At 64.4% G+C, this 25113-nt stretch carries 24 protein-coding genes; 21 read left to right on the top strand and 3 right to left on the bottom strand.

The genetic code is table 11. The features are described 5' to 3' along the window. Nucleotides 1-42 precede the first annotated feature (42 nt). From Q8O35_RS06080 to Q8O35_RS05980, 21 genes are all read left to right on the top strand, one after another. Nucleotides 43-807, top strand: a complete 765-nt coding sequence (locus Q8O35_RS06080; RefSeq protein WP_305571708.1) for a DUF3108 domain-containing protein — start codon at nt 43-45, stop codon at nt 805-807. Beyond that, a complete protein-coding gene (gene rlmD, locus Q8O35_RS06075; RefSeq protein WP_305571706.1) occupies nt 804-2348 on the top strand; it encodes a 23S rRNA (uracil(1939)-C(5))-methyltransferase RlmD in 1545 nt (514 codons plus the stop codon). Before Q8O35_RS06080 ends, rlmD begins: the two co-directional genes overlap by 4 nt. A gap of 101 nt (nt 2349-2449) precedes the next feature. Beyond that, entirely contained in the window at nt 2450-3694 is a 1245-nt protein-coding gene (locus tag Q8O35_RS06070; protein WP_305571704.1) for an HD domain-containing protein, read from the top strand. Between the two features lie 2 nt (nt 3695-3696). Beyond that, nucleotides 3697-4650, top strand: coding sequence for a ribosomal RNA small subunit methyltransferase I (locus Q8O35_RS06065; protein ID WP_305571702.1), 954 nt, complete (start codon nt 3697-3699; stop codon nt 4648-4650). Next, nucleotides 4631-5662 carry a biotin synthase BioB gene (bioB, locus tag Q8O35_RS06060; RefSeq protein ID WP_305571701.1) on the top strand — a complete coding sequence of 344 codons (1032 nt, stop codon included), beginning with the start codon at nt 4631-4633 and terminating at the stop codon, nt 5660-5662. The genes Q8O35_RS06065 and bioB overlap by 20 nt, the downstream gene beginning before the upstream one ends. Nucleotides 5663-5665: 3 nt before the next feature. Next, nucleotides 5666-6457 (top strand): PTS system mannose/fructose/sorbose family transporter subunit IID, encoded by a 792-nt coding sequence (locus tag Q8O35_RS06055; RefSeq protein WP_305571699.1) that lies wholly within the window; start codon nt 5666-5668, stop codon nt 6455-6457. Between the two features lie 41 nt (nt 6458-6498). After that, the gene (locus tag Q8O35_RS06050; protein WP_305571697.1) at nt 6499-6813 is read left to right on the top strand and encodes an HPr family phosphocarrier protein; all 315 of its coding nucleotides are present in this window, start codon (nt 6499-6501) and stop codon (nt 6811-6813) included. Next, nucleotides 6813-8597: a phosphoenolpyruvate--protein phosphotransferase gene (ptsP, locus tag Q8O35_RS06045; protein WP_305571695.1), complete on the top strand. Its 1785-nt coding sequence runs from the start codon at nt 6813-6815 to the stop codon at nt 8595-8597. The genes Q8O35_RS06050 and ptsP overlap by 1 nt, the downstream gene beginning before the upstream one ends. Nucleotides 8598-8602: 5 nt before the next feature. Then, nucleotides 8603-9082 (top strand): SsrA-binding protein SmpB, encoded by a 480-nt coding sequence (smpB, locus tag Q8O35_RS06040; protein ID WP_305571693.1) that lies wholly within the window; start codon nt 8603-8605, stop codon nt 9080-9082. Nucleotides 9083-9124: 42 nt separating this feature from the next. Beyond that, the gene (locus Q8O35_RS06035; RefSeq protein ID WP_305571691.1) at nt 9125-10528 is read left to right on the top strand and encodes an FAD-binding oxidoreductase; all 1404 of its coding nucleotides are present in this window, start codon (nt 9125-9127) and stop codon (nt 10526-10528) included. Further along, nucleotides 10528-11739: a (Fe-S)-binding protein gene (locus Q8O35_RS06030; protein WP_305571689.1), complete on the top strand. Its 1212-nt coding sequence runs from the start codon at nt 10528-10530 to the stop codon at nt 11737-11739. The genes Q8O35_RS06035 and Q8O35_RS06030 overlap by 1 nt, the downstream gene beginning before the upstream one ends. 265 nt (nt 11740-12004) lie before the next feature. Then, nucleotides 12005-14551: a preprotein translocase subunit SecA gene (gene secA, locus Q8O35_RS06025; protein WP_305571687.1), complete on the top strand. Its 2547-nt coding sequence runs from the start codon at nt 12005-12007 to the stop codon at nt 14549-14551. 143 nt (nt 14552-14694) lie between these two features. After that, a complete protein-coding gene (locus Q8O35_RS06020; RefSeq protein WP_305571684.1) occupies nt 14695-15951 on the top strand; it encodes a response regulator in 1257 nt (418 codons plus the stop codon). Between the two features lie 116 nt (nt 15952-16067). Continuing rightward, nucleotides 16068-17252: a bifunctional glutamate N-acetyltransferase/amino-acid acetyltransferase ArgJ gene (gene argJ / locus Q8O35_RS06015; RefSeq protein WP_305571682.1), complete on the top strand. Its 1185-nt coding sequence runs from the start codon at nt 16068-16070 to the stop codon at nt 17250-17252. Between the two features lie 134 nt (nt 17253-17386). Then, nucleotides 17387-18070, top strand: a complete 684-nt coding sequence (locus Q8O35_RS06010) for an HD domain-containing protein (protein ID WP_305571679.1) — start codon at nt 17387-17389, stop codon at nt 18068-18070. A gap of 195 nt (nt 18071-18265) precedes the next feature. Beyond that, nucleotides 18266-19072, top strand: coding sequence for an ABC transporter permease (locus Q8O35_RS06005; RefSeq protein WP_305571677.1), 807 nt, complete (start codon nt 18266-18268; stop codon nt 19070-19072). Nucleotides 19073-19084: 12 nt separating this feature from the next. Beyond that, nucleotides 19085-19915 (top strand): ABC transporter ATP-binding protein, encoded by an 831-nt coding sequence (locus Q8O35_RS06000; RefSeq protein ID WP_305571675.1) that lies wholly within the window; start codon nt 19085-19087, stop codon nt 19913-19915. A gap of 51 nt (nt 19916-19966) precedes the next feature. Next, nucleotides 19967-20410, top strand: a complete 444-nt coding sequence (gene mlaD, locus Q8O35_RS05995; RefSeq protein ID WP_305571673.1) for an outer membrane lipid asymmetry maintenance protein MlaD — start codon at nt 19967-19969, stop codon at nt 20408-20410. 35 nt (nt 20411-20445) lie between these two features. Next, complete coding sequence (locus Q8O35_RS05990; protein ID WP_305571671.1) at nt 20446-21078, top strand: phospholipid-binding protein MlaC; 633 nt, start codon at nt 20446-20448, stop codon at nt 21076-21078. 9 nt (nt 21079-21087) lie between these two features. Next, complete coding sequence (locus Q8O35_RS05985) at nt 21088-21930, top strand: VacJ family lipoprotein (RefSeq protein WP_305571669.1); 843 nt, start codon at nt 21088-21090, stop codon at nt 21928-21930. Between the two features lie 32 nt (nt 21931-21962). Further along, the gene (locus Q8O35_RS05980; protein ID WP_305571667.1) at nt 21963-22442 is read left to right on the top strand and encodes a metallophosphoesterase family protein; all 480 of its coding nucleotides are present in this window, start codon (nt 21963-21965) and stop codon (nt 22440-22442) included. A gap of 30 nt (nt 22443-22472) precedes the next feature. On the opposite strand, the gene Q8O35_RS05975 is transcribed toward Q8O35_RS05980, so the two are convergent. From Q8O35_RS05975 to Q8O35_RS05965, 3 genes are all read right to left on the bottom strand, one after another. After that, on the bottom strand, nt 22473-23657 hold the full coding sequence (locus Q8O35_RS05975; RefSeq protein WP_305571665.1) for a murein transglycosylase domain-containing protein: 1185 nt from the start codon (nt 23655-23657) through the stop codon (nt 22473-22475). A gap of 4 nt (nt 23658-23661) precedes the next feature. After that, complete coding sequence (locus Q8O35_RS05970) at nt 23662-24669, bottom strand: glycosyltransferase (RefSeq protein WP_305571663.1); 1008 nt, start codon at nt 24667-24669, stop codon at nt 23662-23664. Between the two features lie 9 nt (nt 24670-24678). Further along, nucleotides 24679-25113 (bottom strand): WcbI family polysaccharide biosynthesis putative acetyltransferase (locus Q8O35_RS05965; protein WP_305571660.1); only part of this gene is annotated, 435 nt, incomplete at its 5' end.

Below are 25113 nucleotides of genomic sequence, written 5' to 3'. Positions count from 1 at the left end.
CCAGGCTTGACAATCGCCGTGCCAGACCGCACTCTGACATATATGAAGCGTATTCTGGCCCTGACGGTCCTTCTGGTCCTCGTGTGGGGCGCTCCGGCCCGGGCCGGCATCCCCTTCGGCCCTGGCGAGAAGCTCAGCTACAACATCTACTGGACCTTCATCCTGGCGGGCTCCGCCACCCTGGAGACCCTGGAGTCCGGGCCTGTGGAGGGCCGCCAGGCACTGCACTTCCGGGCCTTGGCGAAAAGCACGCCCTTTGTGGACACTTTCTACAAGGTGCGCGACTCCATCGAGTCTTATGTGGACCCGGCGGTGACGCATGCCATTCTGTACCGCAAGGACCAGAGCGAGGGTGATTACGTGCGCAACTACGTGGTGCGCTTCGACAAGAACGGCAACGTGGCCTACCGCTACAGCAAGGGCGCGTTGAAAAGCGCCGTGGTCATCCCCAATGGCACCTTCGACCCCCTGTCCATGCTGTTTTTGTTCCGCACCAAGCCGCTCAGCGTGGGCTATGATTTCTATGCGCCCGTGACCGACGGCGAGAAGAGCATCACCGGCAAGGCCCGGGTGGTGCGCCGCGAAAAGATTAGCACCCCGGCGGGCGAGTTCGACACGCTGCTTGTGGAGCCGGATGTGCGCGATATTGGCGGGGTGTTCCGCAAGAGCCCCAATGCGACCCTTCAGGTCTGGATCACCAACGATGCCCGGCGCATTCCCGTGCGCGTGAAGAGCAAGGTGGTGGTCGGCCATTTCTCCATGGAACTTACCGGGTATGAACCCCCGAAAAACAAGGCGGCACAGTGAGCAACTCCAAGTCGAAAAAGACCCCGAAACGTTCCGCACCCTCGGCGCGCAATGGACGCGGCGCGGCCCGTCGCGGTCCCGGCCAGACCCGCAGCGGCGGCCAACACCAGCGCACGCTTAAGGAGCGCGAAGCCCATCCCCTAGAGGGCCAGACCCTCACCTTGACCATCGACACCCTGGCCCTGGGCGGCGCGGGCGTGGCCCGCATGCCCGAAGGACAGGAGGGCGCGGGCATGGCCGTGTTTGTGGCCAGCGGCCTGCCCGGATCAATCGTGAGCGCGCGCATCACCCGCATGCACCGCCGCCACGCCGAAGCCGTGGCGGTCGAGGTGCTTACGCCTTCGCCAGACGCAGTCGAACCCCTGTGCCCGCATTCCGAAGTCTGCGGCGGCTGTCCGTTGCAGACCCTGGCCCCGGCCCGGCAGCTCTACTGGAAGGAGCGCCAGATCCTTGAGGCTCTGAAGCGCATTGGCCGGGTGGAGCCCGCCACTGTGCTGCCCGCCCTGCCTGCGCCCAGCAGCACCGGCTTCCGCAACAAGATGGAGTTCGCCTTCCAGGGCATGGGCGATTCCCTGCGTCTGGGCCTCTACAGCAAGGCCGATCCGGGCCGCGTGTTCGACGTGTCGGCCTGCGCCATCTTTCCGCAGGAAGGTTACGAAATAATGGACGCCGTGCGGCAGGCCTGCCGCGAGGCGGGCTTTGCGGCCTATGACCGCCGCACCGGCCTGGGCCTTCTGCGGCACCTGGTGCTGCGCCACAGCGTGCACCAGGACAAGTACCTTGCCCAGCTCATCACCGCGCCGGTCCCGGCGGACAGCGCCCCGGCCCTGGCTTTGTTCAGCCTGGGCGCGGCGCTTATGCAGCGTTTCCCCAAGGTTGTTGGCTTCGTCCACGCCGAGCGGGGGCGCGCCGACGGCCTGGCCCTGTCCGAGCGCACGGTTCTGGCCCTGGGCGAAAGCGCCCTCATCGAGGGCCTTGAGGACGTGCGTTATTCCGTCAGCGCCGACGCCTTTTTCCAGACCTGCACCGGCGGGGCTCTTGGGCTGTATTCCGGCCTGCGCGAACTGGCCGACCTGGCGCCCAAGGACGTGGTCTACGACTTGTACTGCGGCGGCGGCGGCATCGCCCTGTTCCTGGCCGGCCACGCAGGCAAGGTGCTGGGCCTGGAGGCCAACCCGTCCGCCGTGGCCGACGCCGAGGCCAACGCCCGCGTGAACAAGGTGGAGAACTGCCGCTTCATCCGCGCGGATCTGACCGGCGAAAGCGCCGTGCCCGAGCGCCTGCCAGAGGGCTACACCAAGGCCGACGTTGTGGTGGTGGACCCCCCGCGCGAGGGCCTGGACAACGGGCTCATCGCCTGGCTGAACCGCACCAAGCCTTCGCGGCTGGTCTACGTGTCGTGCAACCCGGCCACCCTGGCGCGCGACGCGGGCCTGCTGGCCGGCGAGGGCGGCGGTTTCGATCTCGCGGTGGTGCGCGCCGTGGACCTGTTCCCGCACACGGCCCACGCCGAGTGCCTGGCCTTGTTCACGCCCAGATAGTCGGACGGCGGCGATCCGCCTCATGTCCCCGCCTCCCCCCCTTGCAGTCCGGGGGGGAAGCGGGGTAGGCTTTCCACCACGTTCACCCCTGGAGGGATCTGATGTCGACCGTTATCCGCAAGAGCTTGCTGCAGCTTGTGTTCTCCGGCGCGTTCATGAAGCGCTGGAACGACCGCCTGCGCCCCATGGAGCTCATGGAGGTGGACAAGCAGGCCCACAAGATGATCGTGGCCTGGATGCTGCTCACCCGCGTCACTGCGGGGATGGAGCAGGCCGAACGCCTGGCCTTGGTGGAGGAGACCATCGAGGGCGGGCTCTTCGACTATTTCTACCGCCTGGTCATCACCGACATCAAGCCGCCGGTGTTCTACAAAATCAAGGCCAACCGCGAGGACTACCAGAAGCTCACCCAGTGGGTGCTGCCGCAGCTGAAGCCCAGGCTGGCGCCCCTTGGCCCGGACTTCTGGGAGCGCATGACCGAGGCGCTCATGGAGCCGGAGGAGAAGACCCTGTCCCGGCGCATCCTCATGGCGGCGCACCTGTACGCCTCCTACTCCGAGTTCCGGGTGCTCAAGCCCCTGAATCCGCAGGACGAGGAGATGCCGGAGATTGAGGAGAGCTTCCAGACGCGCCTGCGTGGATTGACGGACATCCCAGGTGTTGCGGAGCTTCTGAGCGGGGATAACGAGTTCAGCCGCTTCGCTGCGCGTGCGGGTCAGCTGCGCTTCCAGAAGCGTTGGTCGCAGACCCCCCGCGTGCCGGAGACTACGGTGCTTGGGCACATGTTCCTGGTTGCCACGTATTCCTGGTTTTTCAGCGTGGAGGCCGGGGCCTGCCAGGCAAGGCGGCACAACAATTTCTTCACTGGCCTGTTCCACGACCTGCCGGAGCTGCTCACCCGCGACATCATCTCGCCCGTGAAGACCTCCGACGCCTCCATCGGCGAGCTTATCAAGCAGTACGAGACGCAGGAGCTGGAGCGCAAGATCATCGGTCCGCTCAAGAGCGGCGGCTGCGAGGATCTGGCCGAGCGCCTGGGCTATCTGCTGGGCCTGAGCGTGGGCTCCGAATTCATCGCCACCGTGCATGAGGGCGGAGAGGTCCGCCATGTCACCGAATCCGATCTGCGCGGGCCGAAGAACCTGGACGAGCTGGATCCCAAGGACGGGCCGCTGCTCAAGATGTGCGACCGTCTGGCCGCCTTCATTGAGGCCGACACGGCGCTGAGGAACGGCATCAACAACGAGCAGCTGCACCAGGCCCGCTGGCGCATCCGGCAGATGTACGAGCACCGCCCGGAGGTCATGGGCATCCAGGTGGGCGCGCTTCTGGCGGACTTCGACTAGGCATGGCGCAGCTCGACGACGCCTCCGCACCTGCCGCCAGCCCGGCGGCTCCGGCTTCTTCCGCTCCGCCTCCGGCGCTGACGCCCCTGGCGCCGGGCCTGTATCTGGTGGCTACGCCCATCGGCAACGCGGGCGATCTTTCGCCGCGCGCGGCGCACGTGCTGACGCGCGCCCACGTGGTGCTGGCCGAGGACACGCGCCGGGCTGGGCTTTTTTTTCGCCGCCAGGGGCTTGTGCGCGCCGGGCACGCGGGCTTTTTCAGCCTGCACGAGCACAACGAGGCCGGGCGTATTCCCCAGGTCATGGAGATGATCGCGGGCGGACAGGCCGTGGCCCTTATCTCCGACGCAGGCACTCCAGTGCTCTCCGACCCCGGCTACCGGCTGGTGCGCGCCTGCCGCCTGGGCGGCCTCCTGGTCACGTCCCTGCCTGGCCCCTTCGCCCCGGCGGTGGCTCTTTCGGCCAGCGGTTTGCCGCCTGCGCCCTTTACTTTTCTTGGCTTCCTGCCCAGGCAGAAGGGCCAGGCGCAAAAGCTGCTTGCCCGCCATGCGGCCACGGGCGCAAGCCTGATCTTTTTCGAGCGCAAGGACCGCCTCTCCGCCACCCTGGCCTTGGCCGCCGGGGCGCTGGGCGACCGCGAGTTCGCCGTGTGCCGGGAATTGACCAAGCAATACGAGGAGTTTATCCTGGGGCGTCTGGGTGCGTTGGCTTCCGCGCCGTTGGACGTTTTGGGCGAGGTCACGGTGATCATCGGGCCGGAGGCTTTCGGGCCGCTGCCGCAGGTGCCCGGACAGGCAGCCGGACAGGGCGCTGCTGCTGATCCCAAGGCTGTTCTGGAGGCCGTGCTGGCCGAGGAGCGCGAGCGTGGCGGCAAGCCGCGCGAGGTGGCCCGGCGCGTGGCCGAGCGGATTCCCGGCATGGGCGTGAAGGAAATTTATGAGCTGCTCAAGCGCTGAAAACCAGCAGGACTCTCTGGACAGGGCCATCTCCCTGGCCTTGGAGAGCCGCGCCCTGGACCGGGACGCCCTCTGCGCCGTGACAGGCTGCGCCGGGAGCGATCTGCCGCGTCTTTTTGAGGGCGCGCGGGCCGTTCGCGCAAAATATTTCCGCCAGGACCTGCACCTCTGCGCCATCGTCAACGCCAAAAGCGGCGCCTGCACAGAGGACTGCGCCTTCTGCGCCCAGTCTTCCCGGCACAAGACCGACAGCCCGCGCCACGCCTTTCTGGACCCGCAAGAGATCGGGCGCGCTGCAAGCGCCATGAAGGCGCGCGGAGCCTCGCGCTTCGGCATAGTGTCCAGCGGCCTTGCGCCCACGGAAGCCGAGTTCGCCCAGCTCCTTGAGTCCGTGCGCCTGGTTCGCGAGGCCGGGCTGGCCGCGGACGTCTCCGTGGGCGTCCTGAGCCGCGAGCGGCTGTCGCGCCTAAGGGACGCGGGACTTTCCGGCGTGCACCACAATCTCGAAGTGGCGCGCAGTTTTTTCCCGCAGATCTGCACCACCCACGACTACGAGGAGGACGTCGAGGCCGTGCGCCTGGCCCTGGCCGAGGGGTTCTTCGTGTGTTCCGGCGGCATCTTCGGCCTGGGCGAGAGCTGGGAACAACGCGCGGAGCTGGCCCTGACCCTGCGCGAACTGGGCGTTTCGAACGTGCCCATGAATTTCCTCATGCCCATCGCGGGCACGCGCATGGAGCACCGGCCTGTGCTTTCGGCTGCCGAGGCTCTGCATATCCTGGCCCTGTTCCGGCTCATGCTGCCCACGGCCAACCTCCGTGTGTGCGGCGGCCGGGGGCCTGTGTTCGGCCCGGCGGGCGGGGAGGGCCAGCAACAGCTTTTCGCTTCCGGGGCCAGCGGGCTCATGATCGGCGACTACCTGACCCTTGCGGGCTCTGCGCCCGAGGCCGACCTCGCCTTGGCGCGTGAAATGGGCCTGCGCATCGTGGACTCCAGCGTGGAGCCGGAGGCCTAGGCCATGTACGGGGTGCGTGCGAAGTTCTGGAGCGAGCGCGGCAAGGCGTACCTCAAATGCTTCCTGCGCACCTATCTGGTGGGCGCGTCCATGAACCCCCGCGGGCTCATGAGCGTGGGCATCCTGTACGCCATGCAGCCCGGCCTGTGGATCATCCACAAGGAGCCCAAGGCCAGGGAGCAGGCCCTGAAGCGCTATGCGAAGCACTTCAGCTCGCATCCGTTCTGGGTGCCTTGTCTGGTGGGCATTTTTCTCTCGGTGGAGGCGGACATCGCCGGCCGAAGGTTGCCGCCGGACGCCCTGGAAAAAGTCAAAAACACCACGAGTTACACGTTGTCAGCCGTTGGCGACTCGGTGTTCGCCGGGAGCGTGCTCATTTTCTGGGCGCTCCTGACTTCGTGCCTGCTGCTCATGGGGCAGCGCGTATTGCCTTTCGGTATCGGGCTTTTCTTTTTTCTTGGATTGCAGGGCTTCCGCGTGTACACTTTCCTTGGAGGCGTGCGAAGGGGCTTCAGCTTTCTGGCCGCTCTCAAACGCTGGGATCTCATCAACTGGGGTCGGCGCATCAAGTTTGTGAACGCGGCCCTTTTGTTGTGGCTTTGGACCATACTGTTCCCCAAAGGGGACGCGGTTTCGTGGGGCTGGGGAATGGGCGCGTTCGCCCTTGCCGGGGTTCTTGCCATCCGGCCCGTGCTGCCCCGCTGGGTGGTGGCCGGAGCCGTGCTCGCCACGCTTGTGGCCATACCCTGGCTTATGCAGCGCGCCAGCGGCCTGCCGCCTTTGGGCATGCCGTAGGGCCAACATCGCATGACGGACAACGACAGCGGCTGGAGATCATGACCGAGAGCATCGCTTCATCGGATTGCGGGGCCAGCGCCGGAGGCGAGAGCGTGCGGCAGGTGCTGGTTGCCAACCAGCTTGGCCTGCATGCGCGGCCCGCAAGCCAGATAGCCCGTGAGGCCCAGGCCTTTGCGGCCAGCATCAGCATCACCGGCACAGGTCAGACCGTGGATGCCAAAAGCATCCTGGATGTGCTGACCCTTGCGGCCGGGCCGGGCAGCACCCTTGAGATCCGCGCCAGCGGGCAGGACGCCGAAATGGCCGTGGAGAAGATCTCACAACTTTTTGCAGCGAGATTCGGGGAGAAGTAGTGGCCAGAGCCATAGTTCGCGGCATTTCGGTGTCCACGGGCTTCGCCATCGGCAAGGCAGTGTTCGTCAACCGCAGGCACCACGCAGAGGTGCCGCGGCAGAGCATCGGCCTCAGCCTGGTCGAGCCCGAGGAGGCTCGGCTGCGCCAGGCTTTCAGCGACGTGGAAGGCGACCTGGCCAGCGCGCGCGACCGCATTCCGGCTGAACTCGCCGAGCATCGCCACATCCTTGAATCGCACCTGATGATCCTGAAGGATCCCAAGCTTTGCGGAGCTGCGGCCAAGCACATCCGCGACCTCGGCGTCAACGCCGAATGGGCGCTGGAAAAGGCCGTGGCCGAGCTGGAGAAGGCCTTCGGCCAGCTTGACGACCTGTACATCCGCGAACGCCTGCAAGACGTGAGGGTCATGAGCGACCGCGTCATGGCGCGGCTTCTTGGCACCGTGCGCACGGAGCTGGCCGTGGAGGGCCGGGTCATCATCATGGCCCACGACCTGACCCCCGCCGACACCGTGATGCTTGAGGTGGGCAAGATCATGGGCTTTGCCACGGCCCAGGGCGGCAAGACCTCGCACACCGGCATCATGGCGCGCACCCTGGGCATTCCGGCCCTGGTGGGGGCTGGCGAGCTGGAAGAACTGGTGGGCGACGGCGATCTGGTGATTCTGGACGGGGTGGGCGGCCGCGTGCTGGTGGACCCGGACGAGGACGAGCTTGCAGAGTTCAACGAGCTGGCCGACCAGTTCGAGGACTATCAGCGCCGCATCTACCGAGGCTGCCAGCTTCCCGCAGAAACCATCGACGGCTACCGCGTGCAGGTGCTGGCCAACATTGAGCTCATCGAGGAAGTGGCGGCTGTGCTGGACAACGGCGGCGAGGGCATAGGCCTGTACCGCACGGAATACAGCTACCTGAACCGCCTGGACCTGCCCGGCGAGGACGAGCTGGCGGACAAATATTCGGACCTGGCGGCCATCATGAGCCCGCGCAAGGTCATCTTCCGCACCCTCGACCTCGGCGCGGACAAGTTCATCACCAGCTTTGGCGCATTGGACGAGGCGAACCCGGCCATGGGCCTGCGCGCCATCCGCTTCTGCATGCAGCACCCGGAGCTGTTCAAGACGCAGCTCAAGGCCATCGCCCGGGCCAGCGCCTACGGCAACGTGAGCATCATGTTCCCCATGATCTCCGGCCTGCGCGAGGTGCGCCGAGCCAAGGCCAAGCTGCGGGAGGCCCAGGAGGAGCTGCGCGCCGAGGGCAAGCGCTTCAACGCCGACATGCCCGTGGGCATCATGATCGAGCTGCCCGCTGCGGTGATGATCGCCAGCATGCTGGCCGAGGAAGTGGACTTCTTCAGCATCGGCACCAACGACCTCATCCAGTACAGCCTGGGCATCGACCGCACCAACGCCCACGTGAGCTATCTGTACCAGCCCTTGCATCCGGCGGTGCTCAGGAGCATAAAGCACGTGGTGGACGCCGCGCACCAGGCCGGCATCGAGGCCAGCCTCTGCGGCGAGGTGGCCAGCGACCCCTTCTGCGTCCCCATTCTCATGGGCATGCAGATCGACTGCATCTCACTCTCGCCCCAGGCAATTCCTGGCATCAAGCGCATCATCCGCCAGGCCCGCATGAGCGAGTGCAAATCGCTTTTGCGCGACGTTTTGGCTTGCCGCACTGTTGGCAAAATCAACCGTCTGGTGCGCGACACAATTTTCCACAAGTACCCTGAAGAACTCAATTTCTTTGCGTCGCTTTTGGACAACGACGACCTCGGCGGTTAAATCCCATGTCTCAACCAAATCGCCATGCGGGCGAAAAGCTCATCGCCACCAACAAGCAGGCGCGGCGGCTCTACGAATTCCTGGAGGTTCTTGAGGCCGGTCTCGTGCTCATGGGCTCGGAACTCAAGAGCCTGCGCGAGGGCCGCGTGAACTTCATGGACGGCTACGTCCGCTTCTACAGGGACGAGGCCTGGCTTACGGGCGTGCACATCGCGCCCTACGCCAACGCGGGCATGGATCCCCACGACCCCACCCGCGACCGCAAGCTGCTGTTGCATCATCGCGAAATCGACAAGTTGCAGGCCCTGGCCGCGCAAAAGGGCCTCACCGTGGTTCCTGTGCGGCTGTACTTCAAGAATGGCCGGGTGAAGCTTGAAATCGCGCTGGGCAAGGGCAAGAACGTCCACGACCGCCGCGACGACATCAAGGCCCGCGACCTGAACCGCGACATGGCCCGGCAGTTGGCCGACTTCAAGAGAAAATAGCCCCGCCCAACCGCTGGGCGGGCCTTTTCGGATACCCTCCCCATGAAGAGCAGCACCAGCCTCGCCACAGCCCTCACGCCCGCCCACCTGCGCTTCCTTGAATCGCTCTTTCCCGGCGAGGGGCTTGTCACCGATCCCACGCAGATGGCCGTGTACGGCGCGGATTCCAGCCGCCGCTCGGCCATGCCCTGGGCCGTCGTGCGCCCCCGAACGGAAGAACAGGTCGTAGAGCTGCTCACGTGGGCGGAGTCCGAACGCGTGCCCCTGGTGCCCCGCGCCCGCGGCACGGGCATGAGCGGCGGCGCGGTGCCCGCCTTTGGCGGCGTGGTGGTTTCCAGCCTGTGGCTGAACTGCGTGCTCGACATCGACGCCGACGACTTCTGCGCCGAGGTGGAGCCCGGCGTGGTGACCGCCGAGTTTCAGGCGCTCACGCAGAAGCAGAAGCTCTTCTACCCGCCGGACCCGGCGAGCCTCAAAATTTCCACCCTGGGCGGCAATGTGGCCACCTGCGCGGGCGGCATGCGTGCGGTGAAGTATGGCGTGACGCGGGACTACGTGCTGGGCGTGCGCGCAGTGCTGCCGGGCGGCAGGATCGTCAACGCCGGAGGCCGCTCCCACAAGAACGTGGTGGGCCTCGACCTCGCGCGGCTCTTCGTGGGCTCCTGCGGCACCTTGGGAATATTCACCAAGCTGACCCTGAAGCTGCTGCCCCTGCCCGAGGGCTCGGCCACGGTGCTGGCGGCCTTCCCCACCCTGGCAGATGCGCTCTCCGGGGCGCGCGGCGTGTTCCGCGCCGGAATCTTGCCCACGGCCATGGAGTTCATGGACGCCAAGGCTTGCTGGGCAGTGGGCCAGATCAAGGACGTGCCCTGGCCGAAGGAAACCCAGGCTGTGCTGGTGCTGAAAGTGGACGGCTCAAACGCCTCGCTGGCGGCGGAGCTTGCGCGCCTTGAGGTGGCCCTTGCGCCTGCGCACCCCCTGTGTCTTTTCAAGGGTCTGGGCGCGCAGGAGGAAGAGCCCCTGTGGGAGCTGCGGCGGCTGGTGAGCCCGGCGGGTTTCCGCCTGGGGCCGGACAAGCTGGGCGAGGATGTGGCGGTGCCGCGCGGCAGCACCGTGCAGGCCGTGGAGGGCTTTCAGGCCATGGGAGCGGAGCAGGGCGTGCAGGTGGCCTGCTACGGGCACCTGGGCGACGGCAACATCCACGTGAACATTTTTTACGATGCATCAGACGCGGACCAGCGCAGCCGCGCCCAGGCCTGCAAGGAGACCGTGTTCCGGCTGACCCTGTCGCTGGGCGGCACCATCTCGGGCGAGCACGGCACGGGCATCACCAAGGGGCCGTATGTTTCGTGGCAGCTTGGCGAAGAGGAGCGCGCCCTCATGGCGGGCATCAAGAACGTGTTTGATCCCAGCGGCATTTTGAATCCCGGCAAGGGGTGGTCCTAGTGGCCGATGCGCCGAAATCGCCGGACTGCGTGCTCTGCGGCTGCTGTCTGGAGGGTTGCCCGCTGTTGTCGGCCACCGGGCGCGAGGAATTGTCGCCCCGCGCCAAGGCGCTTTTGGCCGGGCCTTCCAAGTTCATGGACGCCAGCCTGCCCGAGGCCGACGTGGCCGCCCTCACGGGGCTGTGCCTGGCCTGCGGCCGTTGCGAGAAGCTGTGCCCGCAAGGGGTGCAGGTGCCGGCCCTCATGGCGGCCATGCGCGCCAGCCACCCGGATTTCAAGCAGTGGATGTGGAAGCAATGGATCACCCGGCTCGGCCCGTACTGGTCCCTGGCGGCCAAGGGCGCGGCCCTGACCCCGGACGCCTTTGTGCCCGCGTCATTGGGCCTGGCGCTCAAGGGATTGAAGGGACTGCGCCCCGGCGGTGGATTGCGGCCCTGGCTCGGCATCACAAAATTTCCGCGCGAAGCCTTTGGCGCCAAATACGGCCAGCGGCCCGTTGTTCTTTTTGACGGGTGCGTGGGCAAGGGGCCGCGCGGCGTGTGGGCGGAAACGGCGCGCTTTCTGCTGAACGGTCTGGGCGCCAAGGTCGTGGAGGGGCGCTTTTCCTGCTGCGGCTCCACCCTGGGCGTGGCCGGATTGCCGGGCGATCAGGCCCACGCGCGGGTGGCCAACATCGCGGCCTGGCGCGAGGCCGGGCGGCCACTGGTCGTCACCTACTGCGCCACCTGCCGCAAGGGGCTGGCGGATTACGTGGGCTGCGGGCTTTTCGCCGATGGAGACGAGGAGCGGCTTTGGCGCGATTCCCTTGCGCCGCTTTCCGCGCTGCTCATGGGCGCAGGCGCAAAGGCCGGGCGCGGCGCGCCGACCGTGGCGGGCTATCACCGGCCCTGCCACGCGGATTTGAACGACGGCCTGGGCGACGCTGACTGTAAGCTTTTGTCCAGCCTGCTGGGCGCACGGCTGCGCACCCCGGCCAAGGGCGGCTGCTGCGGATTCGGCGGCATTTTGCAACTCTCTGCGCCCGAGCTTTCGGCCACAGTGGGGCGGGGCTGCTGGGACGTCTTGGACGCAACGCTGGGATTCTCGGCTGCGCCGGAGGTGACGCCAGCCTACGTGCTCACAGGTTGCAGCGGCTGCGTTATGCAGCTTTCGGCCACGGCTCCGCAAGGGGCGAGGGTGGGCCATTGGCTGGAAGTCATAGGCCGCAGCTGACGCCAGGGCGTGGGCATCTCTTTGCGGAGATAATTAGACAGTGAAAGAAAGCGCGGAGTTGCGGGTTGACGAACGGCAAGCGGGCGTTATCTCAATACCACAATTTGACGCGGCCCCGGAAATATCCGAGAACACCCCTGCGCCACGATCGGGGGAGTGACCTGGTTTGGCGTGCCCGGCCTGGAAGCGCAGCTTCAAGAGCCTAAAATGAAGACGAAATACGCTGGCAAGGCATGCCGTTAGCCAGCTTGAGGAGTTTGTGCCCATGTTCAGCGATATCCTTAAGAAGATCCTTGGTTCAAGCAACGACCGCTTTTTGAAGAAGCTTGACCCTGCTGTGGCCGCCATCAACGCCTTGGAGCCGAAGATGCAGGCCCTGGCAGATGAGGACTTCCCGGCCAGGATCGCTGCCTGGAAAGAGGAGGTGGCCGCAGGCCGCAGCCTGGACGACCTTCTGCCCGAGTGCTTCGCCCTGGTGCGCGAGGCGGGCAAACGCGTGCTGGGCATGCGCCACTACGACGTGCAGCTGGTGGGCGGCATGGTGCTGCACCAGGGGCGCATCGCGGAAATGAAGACAGGTGAAGGCAAAACCCTGGTGGCGACGCTGCCCGTGGTCCTGAACGCCCTTTCCGGCAAGGGCGTGCACCTCGTCACGGTCAACGACTACCTGGCTAAGCGCGACGCGGGCTGGATGGGCAAGCTGTACAATTTTCTGGGCCTCTCCGTGGGCGTCATCGTCCACGGCCTGAACGACGAAGAGCGCCAGGTGGCCTACGGCTCGGACATCACCTATGGCACCAACAACGAGTTCGGCTTCGACTATCTGCGCGACAACATGAAGTTCTACAAGGAGTCGCTGGTCCAGCGGCCCCTGAACTACGCCATTGTGGACGAGGTGGACTCCATCCTCATCGACGAGGCGCGCACCCCGCTCATCATCAGCGGCGCGGCCGAGGAATCCACCCAGCTGTACCGCAAGGTCGACGCCATCATCCCCATGCTCACGCGCGGGGAGAAGTCCAAGGAAGAGGGCGTCGAGCCCACGGGCGACTTCGAGGTGGACGAGAAGGCGCGCAGCATCGCCATGACCGAGCGCGGCGTGGGCAAATGCGAGAAGCTCCTCGGCGTGGACAATCTCTACGACCCGGCCAACGCCACCCTTCAGCACCACGTGCTCCAGGGCCTCAAGGCGCACCACCTGTACCGCCGCGACGTGGAGTACATCGTCAAGGAAGACCAGGTGGTCATCGTGGACGAGTTCACGGGGCGCCTCATGCCTGGCCGCCGTTTTTCCGACGGCCTGCACCAGGCACTGGAAGCCAAGGAGAACGTCAAGGTCGAGGCCGAGAACCAGACCCTGGCCTCCATCACCTTCCAGAACTATTTCCGCATGTACGAGAAGCTCTCCGGCATGACCGGCACGGCCGACACCGAGGCCGTTGAGTTCAAGGAAATCTACAATCTCGACGTGTCCGTGATTCCCACCAACCGCGACATGGTGCGCGTGGACAACGCGGACATGATCTTCAAGACCCAGGCCGAGAAATACCACGCCATCGCCGACGAGATCGCCGACTGCCACAAGCGCGGCCAGCCGGTGCTGGTGGGCACGGTCTCCATTGAGAAGAGCGAGCTTGTCTCCGCCATGCTGAAAAAGCGCGGCGTGCCCCATAGCGTCCTGAACGCCAAGCAGCACGAGCTTGAGGCCGAGATCGTGGCCGAAGCCGGACAGACGGGACGCGTCACCATCGCCACCAACATGGCCGGACGCGGCACGGACATTGTGCTGGGCGAGGGCGTGAAGGCCTTGGGCGGTCTGCACATTCTGGGCACGGAACGTCACGAGTCCCGGCGCATCGACAACCAGCTGCGCGGCCGAGCGGGCCGCCAGGGCGACCCCGGCACCTCGCGCTTCTACCTGGCCCTCGACGACGACCTCATGCGCCTGTTCGGCAGCGACCGCATCGCGGGGCTCATGAACACCCTGGGCCTGGAGGACGGCGAAGCCATCGAAAACCGCATGGTCAGCCGCGCCATCGAGGGCTCCCAGAAGCGTGTGGAGGCCCACAACTTCGAGATCAGAAAACAGCTCCTCGACTACGACAACGTCATGAACCAGCAACGCGAGGTCATCTACACCCGCCGCCGCGAAATCATGTACGCCGAAACCCTGGACGAGATCGTGCAGGAGTACGTGGACGAGTTGCTGGACGACATTTACGCCCCCCTTGAACACATGAAGGGCGGCGTGGACGAGGAGACCGCAGGCATCATGTCCTCCCGTCTGGACGAGATGTTCGACCTGTCGCGCTTCCCCGGCTTTGCCGCGGAACTGCCCAGCCGCGAGCAGTCCGAGGAGTGGATCGCCGAGATCCTGGGCACCCTGCAGGCCGCTTCGCCTGACAGCTACCAGGAGATCCTGCGCTACTTCATTCTGGAAACCCTGGACCGCAACTGGAAGGACCACCTGCTCTCCATGGACCACCTGCGCGACGGCATCGGCCTGCGCGGCTACGGCCAGAAGGACCCCAAGCAGGAGTACAAGCGCGAGGGCTTCGACCTGTTCCGCGCCATGCTTTACGCCATCGCCGAGAAGTCCATGAGCCTCATTTGCCGCCTGCGCATCCAGAAGGAAGTGAAGGAGGAGGAGTTCCAGCACAAGGAGACCGTGGCCGAGGTCGAATACCAGGGGCCGTCCACCTCTGCGGAACCCAAGAAGAAGCAGCCCGTGAAACGCGCAGCAAAGGTGGGGCGCAACGATTCCTGCTCCTGCGGATCCGGGAAAAAATTCAAGAATTGCTGTATGAAATAACCAAGCCGGGCTCTGCCCGGCTTTTTTCTGCCTTGTAAGCTATACTGGCAATATGTAAAATGTGGTTTGGCGGCGCTGCCGACGGACGGAGCGCGGTTTCGCCTCCATATGTAGGTCCTCGGCTTGCCTGCCAGGGGTGTTTAATGACGAAAGTGCTCATTGTTGAGGACAGCCGCTCCTTTGCCGCCCTGGTGGCCAAGCGCGTTCGTCTGGAACTGGGCTTCGAGACGCATGTGGCCCACGACCTGGCCGCCGCAGTGGAGTATATCGGCCAGGGCACGGACTACCTTGCGGCTCTTCTCGACATAAACCTGCCCGACGCTCCCCATGGCGAGTCCGTTGACCTCGCAATCGCGTACTCCATTCCCGCCATCGTCTTCACCGGCGAACTCTCCGACGCCATGCGCGAGAGCTTCTGGAACCGCCATATCGTCGACTACGTGCTCAAGGACGGCCAGGAGAACGTGGACTACGTGGTGAAACTCCTGGCGCGGCTTCAGCGTAATCCGGAAACCAAGATCCTGGTGGTGGACGATTCCCGCAGCTACCGCCACGCCGTGACGCGGTTGCTGGCCGCCCATCGCTACCATGTGCTTGAGGCTGCAACGGGCGAGGAAGCCTTGGCGGTTCTGGAGGAGCACCCGGCCACGCGCCTGGTCATGGTTGATTACAACATGCCCGGCATGGACGGCTTCACCCTGACGCGCGAAATCCGCCGCCGCTTCGGCAAGGACGTGATGGCCGTCATCGGCGTGTCGTCCATGGGAGGGGCCAGGCTCTCGGCCCGGTTCATCAAGAGCGGGGCCAACGACTACCTGAATAAGCCCTTCCTGGTGGAGGAGTTTTACACGCGCATTACGCAGAATCTTGAAATGCTTGAGCATATCGCCATGGTGCGGGACATGGCAGAGCGGGACTTCCTCACCCGCGTGTACAATCGGCGCTACTTTTTTTCCGCAGGCGCGCAGTTGCACGGCCTGCTCACCCGGCGCAGCCAGCCCATGACCGTGGCCATGCTGGACATCGACCACTTCAAGAACGTCAACGACACCCTGGGCCACGAGGCGGGCGACGCAGTGCTGCGGCAGATGGCGCAGCTTTTGTCCTCGCGCTTTCGCGTGTCCGACATCGTGGCTCGCCTGGGGGGCGAGGAGTTCTGCGTCCTGGCCTCGGACATCACCTCCGACCAGGCGCAGCTGCTTTTCGAGGATCTTCGCGCCACCTTCGAGGCCACGCCCGTGATTTTCGGCGACACGACCGTGTCCTACACTGTGAGCATCGGCCTGTGCAGCGAGCCGGGGCTCAGCCTGGACGAAATGCTGCGCGAAGCCGACCGCATGCTCTACCGCTCCAAAAGCGCAGGCAGAAACTGCGTCACCCGGTACAAACCGGACGCCTGAGCTAGCCTAACCACACTCCAAGACAGCCTTTGAAACCCGGCCCGGCCTGTGCTAGGCAAGTATTGCGCGTCTGGCCTGGGCCTTGCCGCGACGATATTATTTCGTGAGGTGCGTCCATGACCATAATGCCCAAGGGATTCAGCTTCGCAGTGGCCGCCGCCGGTTTCAAGCGCGCGGACCGCAACGACCTGGGGCTCATTGTGAGCCAGGGAACTGCCGCCGCCGCCGGGGTGTTCACCAGGAACCGCTTTCAGGCCGCGCCGGTGCTGGTGTGCAAGGAACTGCTCGCCGAACGCCCCCTCGCCCGCGCCCTGCTTGTGAACTCCGGCCAGGCCAACGCCTGCACCGGGGCCGAGGGTCTGGCCAACTGCCGCGCCACCCTGGAGCTTGCGGCCAAGGCCGCAAAGATCGCGCCTGTGGACGTGCTGCCCACGTCCACCGGGGTCATCGGCGCGCAGCTCAAGATGGACAAGTGGGCGGCGGCCGCGCCGCTTCTGGGCCAGGGCCTGGGCAAGGCCACGGCCATGGACGTGGCCAAGGCCATGATGACTACGGATTCTTTTCCGAAGCTCTCGGCCAAAACGCTGGCTCTGCCCGGGGGCGAGGTTCGCGTGCTCGGCATGTGCAAGGGCGCGGGCATGATCTGCCCCAACATGGCGACGATGCTTGGCTTCATCCTCACCGACGCCGACGTGGACCCCGTGGCCTGGCAGGATATTCTTTCGTACGCGGCGGACCGTTCTTTCAACGCCTTGACCGTTGACGGCGACACCAGCACCAACGACACGGTGCTGGCCCTGGCCAATGGCGCGTCCCGCGTGGCCGCACGCGACGCCAAGTCGCTCAAGCTGCTGCGCGACTGCGTCACCGCTGTCTGCCAGGAGCTTTCCTATCGCATTGTTCAGGACGCCGAGGGCGGCACCAAGGTGGCGCACATCACCGTGCGCGGGGCCAAGAGCGCTGGCCAGGCCGAGATGGCCGCCCGGGCCATCGGCAACTCGCCCCTGGTCAAAACCGCGCTCTTCGGCTGTGATCCCAATTGGGGGCGCATTGTGGCGGCCCTGGGCAGGAGCGGAGCGGACTTTGAGCCGGACGCCGTGGTGCTGACCATCGGCGGCATCCTGGTGTTCGAGAAGGGCCAGCCTTCGCCCGAGGACCTGGACGCGTTGCTTGCCCCGTGCATGCGCCACCAGGATGTGGAGATCGTCCTTGATCTGCACGCGGGGCGCGGCTCGTTCACGCTGCTCGCGTCCGATCTTACCAAGCGCTACGTCGAAATCAATGCGGATTACCGGACTTAAGACCCGGCCCTTTCAACCAGCCAGAACAAAACCACCCACCCCTTGACCGGGGTCCAGGGGGATGAAATCCTCCTGGCGGGGATGGTCCGGGAAGGGGCAGCGCCCTTTCCTGGCCGCCGGAGGCTCATCAGATCATGTCACGACTCAATGCACGCTCCCGCATGACCCGCCTGGCCGACTTCCTGTTCGAGTGCGGCATGCTTCGCAAGACGCCGCGCTCCGGCTATCAGTTCCTCGGCACCGGCCAGGAGAACGTGGCCGAGCACTCCTTCCGCACCGCGGTCATCGGCTTTGTGCTGGCGCAGATGGCCGGGGCCAACAAGGAGCGCACGGCCATGCTGTGCCTGTTCCACGACCTGCACGAGGCTCGCACCGGCGATTTCAACTACGTGAACCGCATCTACAACACCAGTTCCCGCACCCAGGCTCTGGCCGACTGCCTGTCGGGCACGGGCCTTGGCCCGGACCTCATGCCCATGTGGGAGGAGCTGGAGGAGACGGCGAGCATTGAGGCGAAGCTGGCCCAGGATGCGGACCAGCTGGATTTGATGCTGAATCTGAAGGAGCAGTCCGACCTGGGCAACAAGTACGCGGGCAAGTGGCTGGCCGCAGCGACCGAGCGCCTGCGCACACCCGAAGGCCAGGAGCTTGCGCGGGCCGTGCTTGAGACGGATCATACCGAGTGGTGGTTTCTGGGGCCGGACCAGGCCTGGTGGGAGCGCAAGAACGGCTCCCGGAAGAATTTGCCAAAGATCGACGTGGACGCGGCCCAGGCCGCCAGGGCTGCGGAGGACGCGGGGGACGAGGACGGACAGTAGGCTTGCCGGCGGCGCCGACGCGTTGTGCCTATACGCTTTTGTTTAAAATGCGCAGCGTGGAACCGCAATGTCTTGCGAGGTCAATGCGCATGTGCTAGTTGATTGCGTGTCACCTTTAGCCGCCAGCGCGAACCAGACGCCCGTCGCCGGGTCTTGACAGCCTGCGTGCTGCCGGAAAACGAGGAATAGCAACCGATGATCGAGGCACGACGCGCCCAGCTTCCACCCATCGCCCGTCTGGGCGACTTTTTCTTGCGCCATGTGGGTGAGATTGGGGCCATGGCATTGTTTCTGTTGGAGTCCTTCGGGCGCATCTTCCGGTCCTGGGGGCAGTTCAACAAGGCCGTGCGGCAAGTCTACTTCATCGGCGTCAAGAGCATCAGCGTCATCACCCTCATCAGCCTGTTCACGGGCATGGTCATCGGCTTGCAGATGTACTACGCCCTGGCCAAGTTCGGGGCCGACGGCTTCCTCGGCGCGGCGGTCTCGCTGTCGCTGGTGCGCGAGCTTGGCCCCGTGCTCACGGCCATCATGATCACCGGTCGGGCTGGGTCTTCCATGACCGCCGAAATAGGCGTCATGCGCATCTCCGAGCAGGTGGACGCGCTGCAGGTCATGGACATCAATCCCGTTGGCTATCTGGTGAGCCCAAAGCTGGCGGCCAGCATCATCTGCTTCCCTATCCTCACGGCGTTTTTCGATCTGGTGGGAATTGTGGGCGGCTATATCACCGGCGTGCTGCTTTTGGGCGGAAACTCCGGCGTGTACTGGTACCGCGTCAGCGCATACCTCAAGATGAGCGACATCACCGGCGGCTTCATCAAGTCTCTGGTGTTCGGCGTCGTGGTGTGCACCATCTGCTGCTACATGGGGTACTACACGCATTTGCGGCGCGATTCCGTCGGACCGGAGGCCGTCAGCCAGGCCACCACCTCGGCTGTGGTCACCTCCTGCGTGCTGATTCTCCTGGCCGACTACATTTTGACTTCGCTGTTGTTCTAGGAGCATGACCGCATGACCCAGCAGACCACCACGGACATCCGCCTGGAGGGCCTCACCATCGGCTATGGCGAGCACGCCGTGGTGAGCAATATCGACGCGGTGCTGCCCGGCGACAAAATTTCGGTGATTCTGGGCGGGTCGGGCTGCGGCAAATCCACGCTCTTGAAGCACATTTTGCGCCTGCACCCCGTGCTGGCTGGCCGCATCGTCATTGGCGGGCACGACCTGACTTCCCTGGACCGGCGGGGCATGCACTGTTTGCGCCAGCGCATGGGCGTGCTGTTTCAGGACGGGGCGCTTCTGGGCTCCCTCACCCTGGGCGACAACGTGGCTTTGCCCCTGCGCGAGCACACAAAACTGCCCGAAAAGGCCGTGCGCGAACGCGTGCTGGCCAAGCTGGGGCTTGTGGGGTTGGCTGATTTTTACGACTATTATCCCAACGAGTTGTCCGGCGGCATGCGCAAGCGCGCGGGCTTGGCGCGGGCCATGGTCATGGACCCGCCGCTTTTGTTCTGCGACGAGCCCACCAGCGGGTTGGACCCCGTTACCGCTGCCGAGCTGGACCAGCTGCTGCTGGAGCTTAAGCGCAGCTTCGACATGACCCTCGTGGTGGTGAGCCACGATCTGAACAGCATGCGCGCAATCGCCGACCACGTGCTGGTATTGGGCTCTGGCAAGGTGCTTTTCCAGGGCTCGCTGGCCGAGCTGGACGCCACGCAAGACGAGTATCTGCGCCGTTTCCTGGATCGCCAGGCGGCGGAGCGCAACTCGCCTCGGTTGACCATGCCGCCCCTTGATTTCAAGCTGATGAAGCGCGACTGCTCCGGGTATCTGGGCGAATAACTGCCGCAAGGCCAGTCCCGCCCCATGGGGCAAGACCAAACGAGGTGCCGGATGAAGAAATACTCCAAGGAAACGCAGGTGGGCTTGTTCGTGCTGGTGGGCTTCATGGCCATCGCCTACATGAGCATCAAGCTGGGCAACGTGCATTTGTTTTCGGACAACGACTACGCCATTACAGCCAAATTCAACGATGTCACCGGACTCAAGGTCAACGCGCCGGTGCAGATGTACGGCGTTGAAATGGGCTTTGTGGAAAAGATCGGCATTGACAACCAAAATGGAATGTCCGTAGTGACTCTGCGTATTCGCAAGGATGTGCAGCTCACCGACGACACCATCGCCTCGGTGAAGACCAGCGGCCTTATCGGCGACAAATACATAAAGATTTCGCGCGGCGGCGGCGACCCTATTAAAGAAGGGGCTGTGCTCCGCGACACGGAATCGTCTATTGACCTTGAAGAGCTAATAAGTAAATATGTGTTTGGCGGCGTGTAATCGCGCGCTCTATTCAGCTTGATAGGACATGTGAAATGAAAAAAATCTTCTGCGTATTCGGTTTGTTTCTTCTGATGTTATCCTTTTCCTCGGCTGCCCTTGCAGGCGAGCCCCAGGACCGCCTCAAGGGCGGCATCGACAAAGTCATTTCCATTTTGTCCGACCCCGCCTTGAAGGGCGCCTCCAAGCGTACGGATCGTCAGGCCAAGCTGCGCGCCGTGGCGGACAGTTTCTTCGACTGGCGCGAGCTTTCCAAGCGCGCCGTGGCCGAGAACTGGTCCAAGTACACCCCCAAGCAGCAGGATGATTTTGTCGGCAGCTTTTCTGAGCTGCTGCAGAAAACCTACATCCGCAAGCTTGAGAAATACAATAACGAGAAGGTCAACTACACCAAGGAGCAGATCGAGGGAAACCAGGCCTTCATCAGCACCGTTGTAGTCATGAAGGACAAGAGCATTCCCATCAACTACGTCATGATCAAACGCGACCAGTGGATGGTTTACGACGTGGTTGTTGAGGGCGTGAGCCTGGTGAAAAACTATCGCAGCCAGTTCGCCAAGGTGCTTTCCAAGGAGAGTCCTGAGGCTCTGTTGCAACGCATCAAGGACAAGATCAAGGCCCTTGACGATGGTAAGAACGTCGATGATATTGTCGGCAAGGAAGGCTAGGGGGACGGCATGAAGAAACGCAGTGGGTTGACTCTCCGGGGCATTGCCCGGCATGTTTTGGCTGCGGCAGGCCTGATGCTGCTTTTGAGCGGCGTTTGCCTTGCTTCGGAGAAGGCTCCCGGGCTCAAGCCTGCTGGACCGGTTCTGCTGGCCTATGGCGATGATGACATCTGGGACGAGACCGGTCAGATCGTTAAGAAGACTCCCGGCGCCGCCATGAGCGTGGCCGACCAGGTCGCCGAGACGCCGGACCCGCTTGAGGGCTGGAACCGCGCGATGTTCACCTTCAACGACAAGCTGTACTTTTGGGCCGTTAAGCCTGTGGCCCAAGGCTACAGCTTTGTGGTGCCCGAACGGCCTCGCCTCTGGGTCCACAATTTCTTCCACAACCTCATGTATCCGGTTCGCTTCACCAGCCTCATGCTCCAGGCCAAGTTCGACGCCGCAGCGGTGGAAACCTCCCGCTTCATCGGCAACACGGCCTTCGGCCTGGGCGGCTTCGCAGACATTACGGCTGACAGCAAGCCCTACAAGCCCATCCCTTCCGTCGAGCAGGACCTGGGCCTGACCTTCGGCTACTGGGGCGCGGGCAACGGCTTCTATCTTGTGTGGCCCTTCATCGGCCCCTCAACTGGCCGCGACACCCTGGGCTACGCGGGAGACTACTTCCTGACTCCGGCCACCTATCTGAACCCCTGGTACTGGTCCATGGGCACCAAGGGCTACGACAAGGTCAACGAGGTCTCCATGCGCATCGGCGATTACGAGGCCCTGAAGGAGGCCAGCGTGGACCCCTATGTGGCCCTGCGCGACGCCTACCTGCGGATGCGTTACAAGAAGATGAACGACTAGGCCGCCTGCGGGTCTGCACGTAAGTAAGTTCCATGCGTCTGGCCGTCATATCGGACTCGCATCTGAGCGGTCCCGACGAGCGCTTCTGCGCACTGTACGATGAATATCTCGCGCCCACCGATGTCCTGCTTCATTGCGGAGACATGGTGGGCGCGTCTTTGTATCATTACCTTTCCCGGCACAAGCGCTTTCTTTGCGTGCGCGGCAACTGCGACCACTTTGCCCTTGACCACGAGCTGCCTTTGACCCTGAGCCGGGAGCTGGAGTTGCCCGGCGGTGGACTCAAGGTGGGCATCGCCCATGGATGGGGCGAGCGCAGTACGGTATGGAAGCGAGTGGCCGACACTTTTCCCGCACACGACCTCGTCTGCTTCGGGCACACCCACCGCCGCCACTGGGCCGAACACCAGGGTTCGTGGATGCTCAATCCCGGCAGCCTGGCCGAGGGCTCCTTGGCCCTTCTGGATGTGGCGGACGACGGCACACTCTCCTGCACCTTCGTGGATATCTAGCGCCTTTCGCGTCCCATCAGGCCTGCGGGCCTACAATCCAACAAACTGCTTCTTGGCTTCCAGCACCTTCCGCAGGTACTGGCGGGTTTCTTCCGCGGCGTGCTTCTGGGTGATAGTGTCGTACACTGCGGTCGGCGGGCGGGAGTTGATGGCGTGCAGCGCCTGTGAGCGGTCGCGGTTGAAGGTCTTCAGAAGCGCGCCGGATCCGCCATTGTATGAGGCGATGACGCAGTATTCCCGGCTGATGGGGTCAACCACGCCAGGCAGGTGGCGGGTGTACAGCAGGTGCAGGTAGGCCGTGCCGTAGACCACGTTGTTGTCCGGCTCGAAGAGGAAAGCCTTGCTTGGTTCGCCGCGTCTCTGGGTGAGGAATTCGTGAACATCGGACCCTGCGGTTTGGGGTACCACCTGCATGAGCCCTACTGCTGGAACGGTGTTGATGGCGTAAGGGTTGAAGTCGCTTTCCACGCGGATGATGGCGTAGACCAGCGTGCGCGAGATGCCGAAGCGCCTGGCCGCGGCCTCCACCTGGGGTCTGAATTTTGATGCGCGCACCTGCAAATGATCCCCGGCCATGGGAATGGACACGTAGTGCACGGTCTTGCCAGCAACGGACGCCGGGCGCTCCTCGGGTCCCTGGGCCAGCAGGTGCCGGGCGAAGGCCTCGGCCTGGTCCTCCGTGCGGATGTTATGCCCGCGCTGGTCCTTGACCTCCCCGAGCAGGAACGGGGTGCCGCCAAGCTGCACCGGCCCGCTGGAGTACATGTCCACGGCGCGGGGGTCGTAGGGCGTCAGCAGGGTGGTGACGATGGCCTCGCGCAGGCTCTTCACCGGCGCGTCCTGGTCCAGGGTCTCCACAAGAATGCGGCCATTCTCAAAATCGACGCTGGCGCGGGAAAGATAGTTCTGCGTGTACTTAACGTACTGCTTGGGTTCGGGCTCGCGTGCGTCGTCCTTGCCCCAGTTTCCGCTGACCGCGCGGCGGAAGGTGCTGAGGATGCTCTTGAAGCGCTTGTAATCCGCTTCGATGGCGCTTGGGTTGGCGGCGTAGCGAACAGCCTTGCTGCGCGCCATGCCGATGGCCGCGCTGGTGTCGCCGGAGGCCACGCGGGCGATGCTAATGGCGTCTGAGGCCGAGCAGGAGTTCGCGCAGAAGCACAGGGCAAGCAGGGCCGCACAGGCTGTGCGGGGCGAGCGCTGGACGTGCCGTTTCATGGTCTTACCCGCGCGCGCCCAGGTTTTTTGCCTCATGGAGGTGGCGCGCAGCCAGGGCCGCATCGCCGCAGTTTTCTGCCCAGTGCAGCCACATTAGCCGCAGTGCCGCCTTGCGACCCTGGTGTGGCGCTGCCAGGCGCTGCCCTGGCTGATCGTCGTCAAATCCTTGGCGCAAAAGTTTCGCAAAGGCCTCGGCCCTTTGCCATGGCCGATGAGAAGCGTTCACCTGCGCAAGGCCGGCCTGGGCCAGGGCTTCACGGCGGTTGGCGTCGGCCAGCAGTTCACGGACCTTGGCCGCACAGTCGGCTTCGTCATCGCCCGTGTAGGAAGCAAAGTGCTCACCGTCGTGGAACAACTCGCCCTGCCCGTGGGCCAGTCCAGGGGTGAGCAGGCAGCTGCCGCAGCCCAGGGACTCGAAGACTCGGAAATTCAGGTCGCCGCGCTCGGCGATGTTCAGCACGACCTTTGCCCGCGGCATGAGTTCGCGGAAGTCGCCCTGGCGAACTGTGAGGCCGGGGCAGAGAGCGCCCAGGCGGTTCAGGAAGTCGCAGCGCTGGGGCGTGGTTTCGGGGTTCACAGTGCCGACAAAGAGCAGGTCGAAGTCCTTATCCGCCTGTCGCGGTTGGTAGTAATCGTCTGCATAAGGCGGCAGCCAGATGGCTCGGCGGGGCGAAAGCTCGCGCGCGAAGCGTTCCACGTGGTCGCGGAGGCTCACGGCGCAGAGGTCGAAGGCCCCGGCATACACCGGGTACCAGCTGTGGATGTGGGAATCGATGCAGTAGAAGGCCGTGAGGCAGGGGAAGCGCTCCACCCCCAGAAGCGGCGGGGGCAGACTGCGGTCGGTATAGACCACCGCGTCCGGCACGCAGCCGCAGCGCTCGGTGATGTCCTCAAAGGTCAGCGCCTCTGGCTTGGTGAGGGGGATGCGGATGGGGCGCAGGCCATGGGCCTGCATGTGCTCCATGAAGAAGATTCCGCCCACCCAGGCGATGACTCTCTCGCTTGTGCTCATTTTGCTCCCCTAGGCCAGTTGCAGGTAGCCGATGAAGTCGTTGATGCCCGCCTTGCGGCAGCTCACGTAGGCTGCGGCATACTCGGAGAAGGTCCGCGTCCGGCCATAAACCGGGTAGCTGGCCGCAGGGCCACCATAGGCCAGGCCGTAAAACTCCGCCACCTGCGGATGGATGGGCAGGAAGAAGTCTTCGTAGCCCGATTCGAGGGCGGACAGGGCTTGCGCATCTGCCGGGGCCAGGTCCAGTTCGCGCAGGATGCCACGTGCGGCATGCGCCAGAAGCTCTGATGCGGGGTGGTTCACGCTGAGGAAAAGCGGACGCCGCTTGTAGTTCTCCAGCACGAAGTCGAGGTAGGGAACCGGAGTGCGGGCCTGGCGCGCGCGTTCAAGTCCGGTGGTTTCCTCAAGCAAGGCCGCAAGGTCGTACTTGGCAGCAAGCGGTGT

The organism is Humidesulfovibrio sp. (assembly GCF_030689645.1).
Taxonomy (GTDB): domain Bacteria; phylum Desulfobacterota; class Desulfovibrionia; order Desulfovibrionales; family Desulfovibrionaceae; genus Humidesulfovibrio.
This window is presented reverse-complemented; position numbering and strand designations above follow the sequence as displayed.

Bases quoted from the DNA above. Each gene is read 5' to 3' on its own strand.
- Q8O35_RS06020 (WP_305571684.1), top strand. From the start codon at position 14,695: ATGACGAAAGTGCTCATTGTTGAGGACAGCCGCTCCTTTGCCGCCCTG.
- Q8O35_RS05980 (WP_305571667.1), top strand. From the start codon at position 21,963: ATGCGTCTGGCCGTCATATCGGACTCGCATCTGAGCGGTCCCGACGAG.
- mlaD (WP_305571673.1), top strand. From the start codon at position 19,967: ATGAAGAAATACTCCAAGGAAACGCAGGTGGGCTTGTTCGTGCTGGTG.
- smpB (WP_305571693.1), top strand. From the start codon at position 8,603: ATGTCTCAACCAAATCGCCATGCGGGCGAAAAGCTCATCGCCACCAAC.
- bioB (WP_305571701.1), top strand. From the start codon at position 4,631: ATGAGCTGCTCAAGCGCTGAAAACCAGCAGGACTCTCTGGACAGGGCC.
- Q8O35_RS06010 (WP_305571679.1), top strand. From the start codon at position 17,387: ATGTCACGACTCAATGCACGCTCCCGCATGACCCGCCTGGCCGACTTC.
- Q8O35_RS05975 (WP_305571665.1), bottom strand. From the start codon at position 23,657: ATGAAACGGCACGTCCAGCGCTCGCCCCGCACAGCCTGTGCGGCCCTG.
- Q8O35_RS06065 (WP_305571702.1), top strand. From the start codon at position 3,697: ATGGCGCAGCTCGACGACGCCTCCGCACCTGCCGCCAGCCCGGCGGCT.
- secA (WP_305571687.1), top strand. From the start codon at position 12,005: ATGTTCAGCGATATCCTTAAGAAGATCCTTGGTTCAAGCAACGACCGC.
- Q8O35_RS06055 (WP_305571699.1), top strand. From the start codon at position 5,666: ATGTACGGGGTGCGTGCGAAGTTCTGGAGCGAGCGCGGCAAGGCGTAC.
- Q8O35_RS05990 (WP_305571671.1), top strand. From the start codon at position 20,446: ATGAAAAAAATCTTCTGCGTATTCGGTTTGTTTCTTCTGATGTTATCC.
- Q8O35_RS06035 (WP_305571691.1), top strand. From the start codon at position 9,125: ATGAAGAGCAGCACCAGCCTCGCCACAGCCCTCACGCCCGCCCACCTG.
- Q8O35_RS06050 (WP_305571697.1), top strand. From the start codon at position 6,499: ATGACCGAGAGCATCGCTTCATCGGATTGCGGGGCCAGCGCCGGAGGC.
- Q8O35_RS06070 (WP_305571704.1), top strand. From the start codon at position 2,450: ATGTCGACCGTTATCCGCAAGAGCTTGCTGCAGCTTGTGTTCTCCGGC.
- Q8O35_RS05970 (WP_305571663.1), bottom strand. From the start codon at position 24,669: ATGAGCACAAGCGAGAGAGTCATCGCCTGGGTGGGCGGAATCTTCTTC.
- Q8O35_RS06080 (WP_305571708.1), top strand. From the start codon at position 43: ATGAAGCGTATTCTGGCCCTGACGGTCCTTCTGGTCCTCGTGTGGGGC.
- Q8O35_RS06000 (WP_305571675.1), top strand. From the start codon at position 19,085: ATGACCCAGCAGACCACCACGGACATCCGCCTGGAGGGCCTCACCATC.
- Q8O35_RS06005 (WP_305571677.1), top strand. From the start codon at position 18,266: ATGATCGAGGCACGACGCGCCCAGCTTCCACCCATCGCCCGTCTGGGC.
- argJ (WP_305571682.1), top strand. From the start codon at position 16,068: ATGACCATAATGCCCAAGGGATTCAGCTTCGCAGTGGCCGCCGCCGGT.
- Q8O35_RS05985 (WP_305571669.1), top strand. From the start codon at position 21,088: ATGAAGAAACGCAGTGGGTTGACTCTCCGGGGCATTGCCCGGCATGTT.